General features: G+C 71.5%; 11 protein-coding genes and 1 pseudogene. 8 read left to right on the forward strand and 4 right to left on the reverse strand.

Annotated features, from left to right (window positions below; all coding sequences use genetic code 11):
• Positions 1-480, reverse strand: a pseudogene (locus AB0M52_RS19755) (ATP-dependent DNA ligase); the annotation flags it as partial.
• A complete protein-coding gene (gene ligD / locus AB0M52_RS19760; RefSeq protein WP_363955490.1) occupies positions 470-1411 on the reverse strand; it encodes a non-homologous end-joining DNA ligase in 942 nt (313 codons plus the stop codon). The gene ligD and the pseudogene AB0M52_RS19755, both read right to left, overlap by 11 nt.
• 85 nt (positions 1412-1496) lie before the next feature.
• Here ligD and AB0M52_RS19765 point away from each other — a divergent pair, with 85 nt between their 5' ends.
• The 6 genes from AB0M52_RS19765 (at position 1497) to AB0M52_RS19790 (ending at position 7635) form a co-directional block, all read left to right on the forward strand.
• Positions 1497-2522 (forward strand): Ku protein, encoded by a 1026-nt coding sequence (locus tag AB0M52_RS19765; protein WP_363955493.1) that lies wholly within the window; start codon positions 1497-1499, stop codon positions 2520-2522.
• Positions 2523-2696: 174 nt separating this feature from the next.
• Positions 2697-4121, forward strand: coding sequence for a M1 family metallopeptidase (locus AB0M52_RS19770; RefSeq protein ID WP_363955496.1), 1425 nt, complete (start codon positions 2697-2699; stop codon positions 4119-4121).
• 227 nt (positions 4122-4348) lie between these two features.
• Positions 4349-5002 carry an FKBP-type peptidyl-prolyl cis-trans isomerase gene (locus tag AB0M52_RS19775; RefSeq protein ID WP_363955499.1) on the forward strand — a complete coding sequence of 218 codons (654 nt, stop codon included), beginning with the start codon at positions 4349-4351 and terminating at the stop codon, positions 5000-5002.
• 69 nt (positions 5003-5071) lie between these two features.
• Positions 5072-5896: a hypothetical protein gene (locus AB0M52_RS19780; RefSeq protein ID WP_363955519.1), complete on the forward strand. Its 825-nt coding sequence runs from the start codon at positions 5072-5074 to the stop codon at positions 5894-5896.
• Positions 5897-5929: 33 nt separating this feature from the next.
• Positions 5930-6583 carry an HAD family phosphatase gene (locus AB0M52_RS19785; RefSeq protein WP_363955502.1) on the forward strand — a complete coding sequence of 218 codons (654 nt, stop codon included), beginning with the start codon at positions 5930-5932 and terminating at the stop codon, positions 6581-6583.
• A gap of 41 nt (positions 6584-6624) precedes the next feature.
• Positions 6625-7635, forward strand: a complete 1011-nt coding sequence (locus AB0M52_RS19790; protein ID WP_363955505.1) for an NADPH:quinone reductase — start codon at positions 6625-6627, stop codon at positions 7633-7635.
• Positions 7636-7820: 185 nt separating this feature from the next.
• Here the strand turns inward: AB0M52_RS19790 and AB0M52_RS19795 are convergent, their stop codons facing one another.
• Complete coding sequence (locus AB0M52_RS19795) at positions 7821-9470, reverse strand: fatty acid--CoA ligase (RefSeq protein WP_363955508.1); 1650 nt, start codon at positions 9468-9470, stop codon at positions 7821-7823.
• Between the two features lie 56 nt (positions 9471-9526).
• On the opposite strand from AB0M52_RS19795, the gene AB0M52_RS19800 reads away from it, so the two are divergent.
• Positions 9527-10018 (forward strand): NUDIX domain-containing protein, encoded by a 492-nt coding sequence (locus AB0M52_RS19800; RefSeq protein WP_363955511.1) that lies wholly within the window; start codon positions 9527-9529, stop codon positions 10016-10018.
• A gap of 39 nt (positions 10019-10057) precedes the next feature.
• Here AB0M52_RS19800 and AB0M52_RS19805 read toward each other — a convergent pair whose 3' ends face one another.
• Complete coding sequence (locus AB0M52_RS19805; RefSeq protein WP_363955513.1) at positions 10058-11731, reverse strand: MDR family MFS transporter; 1674 nt, start codon at positions 11729-11731, stop codon at positions 10058-10060.
• Positions 11732-11912: 181 nt separating this feature from the next.
• Between AB0M52_RS19805 and AB0M52_RS19810 the strand changes: the two genes are divergently transcribed.
• Positions 11913-13338 (forward strand): PfkB family carbohydrate kinase (locus AB0M52_RS19810; RefSeq protein WP_363955516.1); only part of this gene is annotated, 1426 nt, incomplete at its 3' end.

Consider the following 13338-nt stretch of genomic DNA (forward strand, 5'->3'; position numbering starts at 1 on the left):
CCGGTCCCGCAGCAGCAGCGCCACCTGGCAGCACTGCCGCAGCGCCGCCGGCGCTCCCGGGTCCAGGTCGACCACCATCAGGTCCGGCTGCTCGCCGACCTTCCACTGTGGGGTGTGTAGTTCCAGGGCGGCCAGGTTGGCCAGCCAGACCAGGGTGGGCAGGTCGTCGGCGACCACGTAGTCGATGGTCTCCCGGCCCTTGGTGGAGCCGGGTGCGGGCAGCGTCTCGACGCGTACCCACGGCGGGGTGGCGGCGGGCGCGTTCTTCTCGAAGAATGAGTTGCCGTCCACCCCGTTCGGGTAGCGGATCCGGGTCAGCGCCCGGTCGTGCAGGTGCGGCAGCAGCACGGGGGCGACCCGGGTGTAGTAGTCGATCACCTCGCCCTTGGTGAAACCGGCGTCCGGGTAAAGGATCTTGTCCAGGTTGGACAGCTCCAGGGTCCGGCCCTGCACGTCGACCCGGAGCCGGTTAGCTGGCATCGTCGACCTCCTCGGCCGGCTTGTCCGGCCGCAGCCGCAGAATACGGGGAAACCGCAGCCGCCCGTCCGGGGTGCGCTGGCCGTACTTGACCTCCACCACCACCCGGGGCGTCACCCAGATCGCGCCCCGGGCATCCTCACGGGGCACGTCCACGCCGAACGGCGACACGGTGGCGCGCAGCGGCTCCAGCTCACGCAGCAACTCCCGTTCGAGCGCGGCGCCGATCCCGCCGCCGACCCGCCCCCGGAAGACGAGCCGCCCACCGGCACCGGGCACCCCGACCAGCAGGCCACCGATCTTACGCGCGCCGGGCCGCCAGCCGCCGATCACGAAGTCGCCGGTCACCTCCAGTTTGACCTTCATCCAGTCCGGCGAACGCACCCCGGGCCGGTAGACCGAGTCGACCCGCTTGGCCATCACCCCCTCCAGGCCGTGCTCGCCGGCCGCCGCGTAGGTTGCCTGGCCGTCGAAGAAGACCGGGGGCACCGCCCACCGCGCCGCGCCCAGCCCCAGGCCGTCGAGGGCCTCCCGACGGCGGGCGTACGGCCAGCCGGTGAGGTCCGCCCCGCGCAGCCGCAACAGGTCGAAGATCATGTACGTGACCGGGACGGTCGCCGCCAGCCGGGCCGCCTTCGCCGGGTCCCGCACGTGCATCCGCTCGGCGAGGGCGGTGAACGACGGCCGCCCGGCCTGGTCGAAGAGCACCACCTCGCCGTCGAGCAGCGCGTCGTCGATCTGCTCGGCCAGCGGGATCAGTTCGGGGTACGCGGCGGTGATCTCCACGCCGGAGCGGGCGTACAGGCGCTGCCGCCCGGCCGCGATGTCGGCGAGCGCTCGCACGCCGTCCCACTTGAACTCGTACGCCCAGCCGGCACCGACCGGGAGCTGCCCGGTCATCGCGAGCATCGGCTTGAGCGGCGCGCCGGGCACGACCCGACTGTAGTAGCAAGCCGAACACCTCGCGTTACGTTCACTCTGATGCGAGCATGGTCGATACCGGGGAAGGGAGCGCAGGATGCGGGCCATCTGGAAGGGAGCCGTGTCGTTCGGCCTGGTCTCGATCGGGGTCAAGCTCTACTCGGCGACCGAGGAAAAGGACATCCGATTCCACCAGGTACACCGTGAGGACGGCGGGCGGATCCGGTACAAGCGCACCTGCCAGGTCTGCGGCGAGGAGGTCAGCTACGACGACATCGCCAAGGGCTACGACATCGGCGGCGGGGAGATGGTGATCCTCACCGACGAGGATTTCGCCGAGCTGCCGTTGAGCACCTCCCACGCGATCGACGTGCTGGAGTTCGTCCCGGCCGAGCAGGTCGACCCGATCCTCTACAACAAGGCGTACTTCCTGGAGCCGGAGGGCACCGCAACTAAGCCGTACCTGCTGCTGCGCGACGCGCTGACCGACTCGGAACGGGTGGCCATCGTCAAGGTGGCGCTGCGCCAGCGGGAGCAGTTGGCCACCCTGCGGGTCCGCGAGGGCGTGCTGCTGCTGAACACCATGCTCTGGCCCGACGAGATCCGTAAGCCGGACTTCGGCTTCCTCGGCGAGGACCTGAAGGTCCGGCCGCCCGAGCTGGCCATGGCCACCTCGCTGATCGACTCGATGGCCGGCGACTTCCAGCCGGACGAGTTCACCGACGACTACCGGGCGGCGTTGCAGGAGGTCATCGACGCGAAGGTGGAGGGACGCGAGGTGGTCCAGCCGGAGGAGGTCGAGGAGGCCCCGGCCGCCGCCGTCGACCTGATGGCGGCGCTCAAGGCCTCCGTCGAGCGGGCTCGCGCGGCCCGCGGGGAAGGTGGTGCGGCGGCGGGCGGCGGGGCGGGTGAGCCGACCCCGATCACCGCTGCGCGCTCCGCCCAGAAGAAGGCCGCCGCGACCGCGAAGAAGGCCCCGGCGAAGAAGGCCACCGAGAAGGCCGCCGCGGCGAAGAAGACGACCGCCAAGAAGGCCCAGGCGGGCAAGAAGACCGCCGAAAAGAAGGCGACGAAGGCCACGAAGGCACCCGCGAAGAAGGCGACCCCCCGCAAGACTGCCTGACCACTCCCGACAGATGCCGCAATTCACGCCGGCACGCGTACGCCTCGGCCACCTGGAGCCGACGATTTCGCGCGCGTTAACACTCCAGTAGGCGCGAATCTCCAGCCTTCAGGCCATTGACCAGGAATTTTGTGAATCTTAGGCTGCCCCGGCATCCCCATGGAGAGGATTCACATGACACTCCCCCGCCTGCGTGGTGCCGCCCTCGCCACGGCCACCCTGGTGGTCGCCGGCTCACTGGTGGCGCCGAACGCGGCCAGCGCAGCACCCGGTAACCCCGGCGCTCCCCGCTTCTCGCCCGGCGCTCCGAGCATCGGCGACCCGTACTTCCCCGACCAGGGCAACGGCGGGTACGACGTCCAGCACTACGACCTCAACTTCTCGTACGACCCGGCGACCCGGTTCATGGACGCCACCGCGACGATCACCGCGCTCGCCACCCAGGATCTCGACCAGTTCAACCTGGACTTCCGGGGGCCGGAGATCTCCTCGCTGACCGTGAACGGAAAGCAGAACGACTTCACCCGGGACGGCCAGGAGCTGATCGTCACCCCTCGGCCGAAGCCGAAGACCGGGCAGACGTTCACCGTGGTGGTGAAGTACGCCGGCGTACCCGGCCCGGTGACCGACCCGGACGGGTCGATCGAAGGCTGGATCCCGACCGATGACGGTGCCTTCGTCGTCGGGGAGCCGCAGGGCACGCCCGCCTGGCTGCCGAGCAACGACACGCCGACCGACAAGGCGACCTTCCGGTTCACCGCGAAGGTGCCGGAGGGCCTCACCGCCGTCGGCAACGGCCAGCTCCTCTCCCAGCAGACCCAGGACGGCTGGACCACGTTCGTCTGGGACAACACCGAGCCGATGGCGACGTACCTCTCGACGATCACCATCGGCAAGTTCGAGGTCACCGAGTCGGTCACGCCGAGCGGGATCCCGTCGTACGTGGCGATCGACCCGCGCCTGGTCGCCGGCTCGGCCAACGCGGTGTCGCAGATCCCGAAGATGATGGAGTTCTTCACCGAGAAGTTCGGGCCGTACCCGTTCGCCTCCACCGGGGCGATCATCGACTACGCCCCACAGGTGGGTTACGCCCTGGAGACCCAGACCAAGCCGATCTTCTCCAACACGGCCAGCGTCGGCACCATGGCCCACGAGATCGCCCACCAGTGGTACGGCAACAGCGTCTCGCCGGAGCGCTGGAAGGACATCTGGCTCAACGAGGGCTTCGCCACCTACGGCCAGTGGATGTACACCGAGTTCAACGGTGGGGCGACGGTCAACACCACGTTCAACAGCAGCAGCAACTACGGGCGCGCCGCCTCCTCGTCGTTCTGGCAGGTGCTCCTCGCTGACCCGGGTCCGATGGACATGTTCAGCAGCATCCCGTACAACCGGGGCGCGATGACCCTGCACGCGCTGCGCGGCAAGGTCGGCGAGGAGGCGTTCACCCGCATCCTTCGGCAGTGGGCGTCGATCCACCAGTACAGCCACGCCGCCACGGCCGACTTCATCTCGCTGGCCGAGCGGGAGTCCGGGCAGGATCTCACCGCCTTCTTCGACGTGTGGCTGTTCCAGAAGGGCAAGCCCACGTCCTGGTGACCGTCCTCACTGAGGGCAAAGCCAACGTTTTGACGAGGGCCGGCGACGGCTCCGACGCGGGGCCCGGAAGCATCTTCCGGGCCCCGCACCGGCATCTCAGGCGTCCCATCCTTCACACCGGTCACGATCGACCATCGGAAGTACGCCGACCACCAGGTACCGTGTGTCGGCGACGGCGTCCGTTGGCCCGGACGCACCCACCCACCTCTCAACAGGGAGTCGAGGACGTGAGCGAGCACGCGGGCGGACAGGAGACCAAGGCACGGCGACGACTGGCCGAACAGTTGGCGGAGCAGAAGGCCGCCGAGGCCAAGCGCCGCCGGCAGGCCTGGGCCGGCGCGTTCGCCGGAATCGCCGTGGTCGCGGTGCTGATCACCGTGTTCGTGATGGTCGGCCAGCGCGGCGACGACCCCCTCGAGTCGGCCGCCGGCACGCCGTCGACCACCGAGGAGGCCTCGCCGGAGGCCCCGGAACAAGCACCGCCGCCCGCCCCGCAGCTGCCCGAGGGCGCGGACCCGGCGCTCGGCACCAAGCCGACCGTGACCGCTGGCGAGGGCGAGCTGACCAAGCTCACCGTCACCCCGCTGATCGAGGGCACCGGGCCGAAGGTCGAGACCGGCCAGGCGATCACCACCAACTACGTCGGTGTGTTCTTCGAGAACGGTGAGGAGTTCGACTCCTCCTGGGGCCGGGGCCAGCCGGCCACCTTCCCGATCGGCGTCGGGCAGGTCATCGAGGGCTGGGACAAGGGCCTGGTCGGGGTGACCGTGGGCAGCCGGGTGCAGCTCGACATCCCGGCCGAGCAGGCGTACGGCGATGGCGCCGGTGGCCGTCCAGGTGGCCCGCTGCGCTTCGTGGTGGACATCCTCGCCGCGCAGTAACGCCCGACCGGAGTGAATGCGGAGGTATCTGTGACGGCGCTGAACGACGCGGGGCGAACCGCCCGGCTGATGTGGATGCACTACGAGCCCGTCCACGCCGTCACGTACTTCCATCCGCGGGCCCAGGCCGCCTACCAGGCGGCCGGGCTGCGCGGCTACTGGCGGGGCTACTTCGCCGGTCGGGCCGCCCCGCTCGGGCCGACCGGCGCCGCCCCCGTGGTCGCCGCCTTCTACAACTTCGCCCCGCACATGGTGACCCGCGCCCTGCCCGCGGTGTGGCAGCTGGCCACCCCCGAGGAGGCCCTCCGGTCCCGGCTCACCGGGGCGGTGCAGGCGCTCGCCGAGCTGACCTACGAGCTGCCCGAGCGGCACCTGGCGGAGAGCACCGAGCTGCTGGAGGCCGCCGCCGACACGGTCGAGACCGCCGGCCGGGTCCTCGGGGCGGCCAACGCCGCCCTGCCGCGCGGCGAGTACCCGCTGGCCCGGCTCTGGCAGGCCGCCACCACGCTGCGCGAGCACCGCGGGGACGGGCACGTGGCGGCGCTGGTCACCGCCGACCTCGACCCGGTGGAGACGCTGGCCTGGCGGGTCGCGGTCGACATGCCACCGCAGAACCTGGTCGGCCGGGGCTGGTCGGAGCAGGACTGGGCGCAGGCACGCGAACGGCTGGCCGCCCGGGGCTGGCTGAGCGCCGACGGCGAGCCGACCGAGCGTGGCCGGGCCGGTTTTCGGGCCGTCGAGGACGCCACCGACCACGCCGCCGCCCGGCCCTGGCGGGCGCTGGGCGCGCAGCGTACGGAGCGGCTGCGCGAGCTGCTCGAACCGATCGCCCGGGCCGGGCACACGGTGATCCCGGCGGACAGCCCGATCGGCCTGCCCGTACTGCCGGGCTGAGCGGGACACCGTTCGGTCGGGCAGGATGGTGCCGTGGTGGATGCGGTGGTCTTCGACCTCGATGGCGTGATCGTGGACTCCGAGCCGGTCTGGGAGGAGGTCCGCCGGGCGTACGTGGCGACGCACGGCGGCACCTGGCGGGCGGACACCCAGCGCCGGTTGATGGGGATGAGCACCGGCGAGTGGGCCCACTATCTCAGCGACGAGTTGGGCGTGCAGCGCACCGCCGAGCAGGTCGCCGCCGAGGTGGTCGAGGAGATGACCCGGCGCTACACGGCCCATGTACCGCTGATCGACGGTGCGGACGAGGTGGTACGCCGGCTGGCCGAGCGGTGGCCGTTGGGGCTGGCCAGCTCGTCGCCGACCCGGCTGATCGCGGCGGCGCTGGCCGCCACCGGCCTGACCGACGCGTTCCGCACCACGCTGTCGACCGAGGAGACCGAACGCGGCAAGCCAGCGCCCGACGTGTACCTGACCGTGGCGCGGCACCTGGGCGTCGACCCGGCCCGCTGCGTGGCGGTGGAGGACTCGTCCAACGGGGTCCGGTCGGCGGTCGCCGCCGGGATGACCGTGGTGGCCGTGCCGCACGGGTCGTACCCGCTCGACCCGGACGCGGAGCGGCTGGCGGCGACGGCACTGGGCTCGATCGGCGAGCTGACCCCGGAGGTCGTGGACCGGCTCGGCTGAACCGCCACAGACCCGGTCCCCGCCCGCCTACGGTCGGTGACATGAAGGCAGTGGTGTACGAGGACACCGGTGACCCCTCGGTGCTCCAGCTGGTCGACCGGCCGGTGCCGGAACCCGGTCGGGGTGAGGTGCTGGTGCGCATCGCGTACTCCGGGGTGAACCCGACGGACTGGAAGTCCCGCCGACAGGGGTCGCTGCCGGCGGGCTGGCAGACGCCCGGGCAGGACGGCGCCGGGGTGGTCGAGGCGGTCGGCGAGGGCGTCGACCAGGATCTGATCGGCGAGCGGGTGTGGCTCTGGGAGGCGGCCTGGCAGCGACCGTGGGGCACCGCCGCCGAGTACGCGGTGGTGCCGGTCCGCCAAGCGGTACGCCTCGGTGACGCCTCGTTCGAGCTGGGTGCCTGTCTGGGCATCCCGTTCCTGACCGCGCACCGCTGTCTGACCGCCGGGGAGTACCTGCCGGACGGGCTGCGCGCGGGTGCGTTGAGCGATCACACGGTGCTGGTGCAGGGCGGGGCGGGTGCGGTGGGCAACGCGGCGATCCAGCTCGCGGCGTGGGCCGACGCCTGCGTGATCGCCACGGTGAGCAGCCCGGAGAAGGCGCAGCTGGCCGCGGCGGCCGGCGCCTCCATAGTGATCAACTATCGGGAGCAGGACGTGGTCGAGGAGGTCCACAAGGTCGCGCCCGACGGGGTGCACGCGATCGTGGAGGTCTCCGCCGCCCGCAACGCCGCAACCGACGTGCGGCTGCTGCACCGGGGTGGGGTGGTCTGCGTGTACGCCAACGACGGTGGCGACGAGGTGACGCTGCCGATCCGTCCGCTGATGGCGGAGAACGCCCGCTGGCAGTTCGTGCTGGTGTACACGATGCCGAAGGCGGCCAAGGCGCAGGCGGTGGTGGACGTCGCGGCGGCCGCCGGCCAGGGCGGGATCCGGGTGGGCGAGGAGGCCGGCCTGCCGCTGCACCACTACCCGCTGTCGGCGACGGCCGCCGCACACCAGGCGGTGGAGGATTCCGTGGTCGGCAAGGTGCTGATCAGCGCCAGCGAATGATGCTCTGACCTGGGCAAATTTCCCATCAGCGGGACAGAGGCGAACAACTTTCGCAATACTGACAGTGCGGGTCGCCCCGCAAGGAACGGGCGGCCCCGGCGCGGTGCGAACGCCGGGGCCGCCCACCGGAGAGAGGGTCTGGAGAAGGCCCCCTATTCCTAACGGCGATGATGCGCCGGATTTCGTTACGGCGTGGCCAGTTCCCGCACATCAAGGTCGCCGTCGGCGTACCGGGAACGCACCACCTTCTTGTCGAACTTGCCGACGCTGGTCTTCGGCACCACGTCGACGAACGCCCACCGCTCCGGCAACTGCCAGCGGGCCACCGACCCGGCCAGGAACTCCCGCAGCTCCTCCGGGGTGGCCGAGGCCCCCTCGCGCAGCACCACGGTGGCCAGCGGCCGTTCGTCCCAGCGCTGGTCCGGTACGCCCACCACGCACGCCTCCAGCACCGCCGGGTGAGCCATCAGCGCGTTCTCCAGCTCCACCGAGGAGATCCACTCGCCGCCGGACTTGATCACGTCCTTGGCCCGGTCGGTGAGGGTGATGTACCCGTCCGCCGACAGGGTGCCCACGTCACCGGTGCGCAGCCAGCCGTCGCGGAACTTCTCCGGATCCGGGGCGTCGTCGCCGACGTACCGGGCGGTGACCCACGGGCCGCGGACCTCCAGCTCGCCGACGGACGTGCCGTCGGCGGGCAGCGGATCCCCCGCCGGGCCCACGATCCTGGCCTGCACACCGGCCGGCACCCGGCCCTGCGTGTACCGGTAGCGCCAGGCGTCCTCGCCGGTCGCGCCGGCCGGCGGCCGGGCCACCGAGCCCAACGGCGACATCTCGGTCATCCCCCAGGCGTGGATGACGTCGACGCCGTGCCGCTCGTCGAACGCGTGCATCAACGCCGGCGGGCAGGCCGAACCGCCGACGATCACCTCCGTCAGCGACGAGGTGTCCACGTCGTGGCTGTCCAGGTACGCCAGCAGATCGGTCCAGATGGTCGGCACCGCGCCGGCCAGGGTCGGCCGCTCGGCGGCGATCATCTCGGCGATCGGGGCGGCCTGGAGGAAGCGGTCCGGCATCACCAGCGACGCACCGGAGAGGAACCCCGCGAACGGCAGCCCCCACGACATCGCGTGGAACATCGGCACGATGACCAGCTCGCGGTCGGTCGGGCCGAGCCCGAAGCCCTCCGGCATGCAGATCTGCAACGAGTGCAGGTACATCGAGCGGTGCGAGTAGGCCACCCCCTTGGGATTGCCGGTGGTGCCGGAGGTGTAGCAGAGGGCGGCGGCGTCCCGCTCGTCCACCTCGGGCCAGTCGTACACCTCGGGCCGGTCGGCCAGCAGCGCGTCCCAGTGGTGTACGGCGATCCGGTCGCCGGCCGCGGCCACCAGCGGCGCGGGATCGCCGCCGCCGACCACCACCACGTGCCGCACGCTCGTCATGCCCCCGATGGACTTGGCCAGCAGCGGGATCAGCGTCGAGTCGACCAGCACCACCCGGTCCTCGGCATGGTTGGCGATGTAGCTGACCTGGTCGGGGAAGAGCCGGATGTTCAGGGTGTGCAGCACCGCGCCCATGCTGGGCACGGCGAAGTACGCCACCAGGTGCTCGGTGTTGTTCCACATGAAGGTGGCGACCCGCTCGTCCCCGGTCACGCCGCACTCGGCGCGCAGGGCGTGGGCGAGTCGGGCGGCGGTCCGCCCGATCTCGGCGTACGTGCTGCGGCGCGGCTCGGCGCCGGTCCACGTCACCACCTCGGCCGCGCCGTGCACGGTGGCGCCGTGTTCGAGGATCCGGGAAACCTGAAGCGGGGCGTCCATCATCGTGCTACGCATGGGTAACAAGCTAGTGTCGCCGGTCACACGTTGGGAACCCCCGTAAGTTTGTCCGGGTGAGCATCTCCTGGGCAGATTCGTACGTCGGCCAGCTACGCGCGTTGGCCGGCGATCGGACGCTGATGTTCGTCGGCGCCCGCGCCGTGGTACGCGACAGTTCGGCGCGGATCCTGTTGATTCGCCGCTCGGACAACGGGCAGTGGGCGATGCCCGCCGGGGCGATGGAGCTGGGCGAGTCGATCGCCGACTGCGCCGTTCGGGAAGTACGCGAGGAGACCGGGCTGCGCGCCCTGCGGGTGAGCGCCTTCGCGCTCTACACCGGAGCCGACCGCACCCACACCAACATGTACGGCCACACGTACCAGATCTTCACCACGGCGTTCCGGGTCGAGGAGTGGGACGGCCAGTTGGCCCGGGTCACCGACGAGACCACCGACGCCGGTTTCTACCACCGCGAGGCGATGCCGCACCCGCTCTCGGCCAGCGTCCTTGAGACCCTCGCCGACCTGGACGTCTTCGAGCAGACGAACCGCCTGATCCTCAAGTGACCCTGGTCGCGGCGCCGGCCGGGCCCGCCAGGCATGAGGTCAGAGCATGGTCTGGGACTGCGCCTGCATCTCGGCGGCGGCCTCCTCCTCCGACCCGCGATCCAGCGGCTTGCCACCGGGGGCCGGGCCCTTGCCGCCGAGGCCGTCGGTACCGCCGGTCGCACCCTGTGGGCCGGCGCCACGCAGCTTCTCGTTCGGCAGGGCGATGGTGACCAGCACCGCCACGATCGCGATCAGCCCGGTGGTCAGGAACACCAGGTGCAGCGATTCGACGAACGCCATCTGGACGGCCGCGCGTACCGGGGCCGGCAGGGCCAGGATGGTCGCCGGTTCGTTGACCGAGATGCCCGTACCCTTGCCGGCCACCGCGGCCTGCTGCTCGGGCGCCAGCTGGGCGATCGCACCGGGCAGCCGGGCACCCAGCTCGTGATCGAGCCGGGACGTGAGCACCGCGCCGAGGATGGCCACCCCGAAGGATCCACCGAGCGACCGGAAGAAGGTCGCCGAGGAGGTACCGGCGCCCAGGTCGCGTACTGAGACGGCGTTCTGCACGGCGAGGATCAGCGACTGCATGCACAGCCCGAGCCCCACGCCGATCACCACCATGAAGCCGAACGCCCCCCAGAGCGAGGTGTTCACCTCCAGTCGGGTGAACAGCAGCATCCCGACCAGCAGCACCGCCGAACCGACCACCGGGAACCACTTGTACCGACCGATCCGGCTCATCGCCCGGCCGGTGAGCACCGAGGTGACGATGATGCCGGCCATCATCGGCAGCATCAGCAGACCGCTGCGGGTCGGGGAGGCGCCCTTGACGATCTGCAGGTAGAGCGGGATGAAGATGATCGACCCGAACATCACCAGGCCGAGCACGAACCCGGCACTGTTGGCCAGGGCGAAGGTGGCGCTGCGGAACAGCCGCAGCGGCAGGATCGGCTCGGAGACCCGAGTCTCCTGGAGCACAAAGAGCACCCCCAGCACGGCCCCGGCGACGAACAGCCCGATGATCACTCCGGAACCCCAGGGGTAGGTGCTGCCACCCCAGCTCAGCGCGAGCAGCAGGCAGCTCACCCCGGCCACCAGCAGCAGCGCGCCGAGCCAGTCGATCGCGTGCTTGCGGCGGGTGAACGGCACCAGCCGCATCACCCGCGAGCAGACCACGATGGCCAGGATCGCCAACGGCACGTTGATGTAGAAGATCCAGCGCCAGTTCGTCTCGGCGAAGTAGCCACCGACCAGCGGACCGGCCACCGAGGCGATCCCGAACACCGCACCGAAGAGACCCTGGTACCGGCCGCGATCGCGGGGCGAGACCACGTCCGAGATGATGGTGAAGGCCAGGGTGATCAGACCGCCCGCGCCGAGACCCTGCACGCCACGGGTGATGATCAACTGGGTCATGTCCTGCGACAGCCCGGCCAACAGCGAGCCGAGCAGGAACGTCCCGATGGAGAAGAGGAACACCGGCCGGCGTCCGTACAGGTCGGCCATCTTGCCGTAGAGCGGGGTCGAGGCGGTCGAGGCGAGCAGGTACGCCGTGACCACCCACGAGTAATGGTTGATGCCGCCCAGTTCACCGACGATGGTCGGCAGCGCGGTCCCGACGATGGTCTGGTCGAGTGCGGCCAGCAGCATGCCGGTCATCAGACCGAACATCAGCAGGCGGATCTGGCCCTTGTTCAGTACCGGCGTCGCGTGGCCTTCCCTCGTCATCCCGCCTGCTTTCCCTGACCACGGGAAACATGCCCGTCCCGGCCGGGCCGGGTACGCGCCGTTGTGGTCGGCCGACGCCGTACCGGGGTGATGGTCCGCAACCGGCGTCGCCGTCCCATTGGCCGGTGGCCGCTGCTCGCCCGGCAGGTTTGACCCTGCCGGCCCCCGGGGATCCGCCGGCATGGCACGAGCAGCAGCGGAACAACTCCGGCTCGCCGACGTCGTGCAGAGTTGGCTCGGGCGCCCGGTCCTGGTGATCGGCGACGCCATGCTCGACGAGTGGCGGTTCGCCGACTCCGACCGGCTGTGCCGAGAGGCCCCGGCCCCGGTCCTCACCCTGCGACGCCGCATCTCCGCGGCTGGTGGCGCGGCCAACACTGCGGTCAACATCGCCGCGCTGGGCGGCCGGTCGGTGCTGGTGGCACCCGTCGGAGCGGACGTCGCCGGCGACGAGTTGCACGACTGTCTGGACCGGGCGGGCGTCTGGGACCGCACGGTCAGCCAGCCGGGCCGCCCCACCCCGGTCAAGCGGCGGATGCTCGCCGGCGACCAGATCCTGCTCCGCGAGGACTCCGGCGACCCGGACGACCCTCTCAGCGACGAGGGTGTGGACCGGCTGCTCACCGCCCTCGACTGCGCGACCGAGGAGTTGCGGGCCGCTGCCGGCGGCGCAGCTCCGACCCTGGTGGTCTGCGACTACGGCCTGGGTGCCCTGCCCGCGCCGGTACGCGCCTGGCTGGTCGCGAAGCGGGACCGGTACGCCACGGTCGCGTTGGACGCGCACGACCTCGCCGACTGGCGCGGCCTCGCCCCGACCGTGGTGACCCCGAGCTTCGCCGAGGCGACCCGGCTGCTCGCCCGCGCCGGCACCGCCGCGCTGACCGCCGGTCCGCCGGCTCCCGGCGGCGCGAAGGCTCCCGGCGCTGCGACGGCTGCCGGTGGCCGCGAGCTGCACCTGGAGCATCCCGAGATGGACGGGGCCGACGGGCCCTCCGAGTTGACCGTGGGCACCGCGCCGGGCGGGGCCGGGCTGCGGCGTACCGACGGGCCGACCGGTGAGCCCACCCCGGGCGAGGGCCGGGTGGCGATGACCCACGACGGGCTCAGCGTGACCGGCACCGGCGTGACCGTGAACGCCGACGCCGGCGCCGGCGTGGACCGGGCCGTCCTGGCCGAGTCTCGGCTGGCCGAGCTGCGCGCGCACACCGGCGCGGACGTGGTCGCGGTGACCCTGGACACCGACGGCGCGGTGGTCGGCGGCGCCGACGGGCAACCTCGACGCAGTCACAGCACGCCCGTCCCGGCCAGCCAGGCCGTCGGCGCCGGTGATGCGTATCTGGCGGCCATGACGCTCGCGCTGGCCGCCGACGCACCGCTGTCGACCGCCGCTCAGCTGGCTCAGCTCGCCGCGACGAGCACCGTCACCGGCACCGGCACCTGCGTGTGCCGCCGGGACGACCTGTTGGCCGCGCTGGGCCGGCCGGGGCCCGGCAGCGACCGCCAGCCGGTGCACGTCGGCAGCGAGGGCCTCGGCGTGATCATCGCCGAGCACCGCCGCGCCGGCCGTTCCGTCGTCTTCACCAACGGCTGCTTCGACGTGCTGCACC

The sequence above is a fragment of the Micromonospora sp. NPDC051296 genome, from assembly GCF_040682255.1.
Classification (GTDB): Bacteria; Actinomycetota; Actinomycetes; order Mycobacteriales; family Micromonosporaceae; genus Micromonospora; species Micromonospora craterilacus.